Raw genomic sequence first — 1,283 nt, 5'->3', positions numbered from 1 at the left:
TTGACCAACGTATTAATATTCCGCTCACAGTTGCCGACATCGAAACGGCCAACCGCACGAGTTTAGAAAAATATACACACATTGTTTTGGCTGGTGGTAACTATAATGCACTTTCTGACGAAAAAATTAAGCGTTTTGTGCAAAGTGGTGGTGTTTTGGTAGCCATGACCGATGCTGTGGAGTGGGTTTCTGCTAAAAAAATCGCCAGTATTAACGTTAAAGAAAAACCTGATAATAACGGTAGTGGCGAAAAACGTGCATATAATCTTCAAGAAAAATATACGGGTGCTTTAGAAACCGCAGGAACAATCTTTGAGGCGAAAATCGACCCAACGCACCCATTATGTTTTGGTTATCAGCAAAGCAAATTGGCTTTATTTAAGGATAATAATATCTTTATGGAAGACACTAAAAATCCGTACAATACACCGATGATTTTCACAGCAAATCCTTTGTTGGCGGGCTATGTTCATCCAAAAAATGAAAAACAAATCAAGAACTCTCCAGCGGCTATTACACTAAATGTGGGTTCTGGTCGAGTAATTGCATTATCTGAAAACCCAAATTTTAGAGCGTTTTGGTATGGCACAAACAAACTTTTCTTAAATACTCTTTTCTTCGGAAACCTAATCGGTGGTGGTCGTTTTGGTGGTGAAGAAGAATAGGTTTCTATAAAGTCGGTAGTTTCGACTTCTTGCTTTAAAGGGTTAAACACGGTGGTTGAGCGAAGTCGAAACTACCAAGTTTAACCTTTTTTAATTTATCAATTCTTGAATTTATTTTTAATATTTACGAAAATTAGACTAATTTCCCGATAGCAAATTACCAATAACCAAATCCAAATGTCTGATTTTTTGAAAATAGGTGAGTTAAAAGAAAATCTCGTAAAACTCATCGAGGCAAAATTTGAATTAACCAAACTCAATGTTCAAGATAAAATTGAGGGTATAGCAGTAAAAGCCGCTTACGCCCTCATTACGTTTATACTCAGCATTGTAGTAATTATTTTTCTGAGTATTCTGATTGCCCTCGGCCTCAACCATCTGATTGGTAGCTCTTGGCTGGGTTTTCTTATCATGTTTGGCTTTTATGCCATTATTCTTGCCATTTTTATTTTTGCAAAAGATTCTGTTCAACACAGCATCAAGAAAAAAGTAGAAGAAGTGGTTGATGAGCATTTAAACGAAAAATCTTAACCAAATTTCTTATTTTTAGCTTACAAAAATTGTCTCCGTAAGAATATTCTACTGTATTTTGCTGACTACCAATATTAAATTCCTACG

Annotated in this window: 1 protein-coding gene and 1 pseudogene; both read left to right on the top strand. The window is 35.6% G+C overall.

The window, feature by feature from the left end; all coding sequences use genetic code 11:
* A pseudogene (locus ACOVO2_RS09455) lies at nucleotides 1-665 on the top strand (zinc carboxypeptidase); the annotation flags it as partial.
* A gap of 177 nt (nucleotides 666-842) precedes the next feature.
* The gene (locus tag ACOVO2_RS09450) at nucleotides 843-1,196 is read left to right on the top strand and encodes a phage holin family protein (protein ID WP_188767510.1); all 354 of its coding nucleotides are present in this window, start codon (nucleotides 843-845) and stop codon (nucleotides 1,194-1,196) included.
* The last annotated feature ends 87 nt before the right edge of the window (nucleotides 1,197-1,283 follow it).

The organism is Emticicia sp. (assembly GCF_049241225.1).
Lineage (GTDB): Bacteria > Bacteroidota > Bacteroidia > Cytophagales > Spirosomataceae > Emticicia.
Note: the sequence above shows the minus strand (reverse complement) of the source record. Positions and strands in the feature narration are given on the sequence as shown.

What these genes read in the sequence shown, in the direction of transcription:
- ACOVO2_RS09450 (WP_188767510.1), top strand. Translation starts at nt 843, where the DNA reads ATGTCTGATTTTTTGAAAATAGGTGAGTTAAAAGAAAATCTCGTAAAA.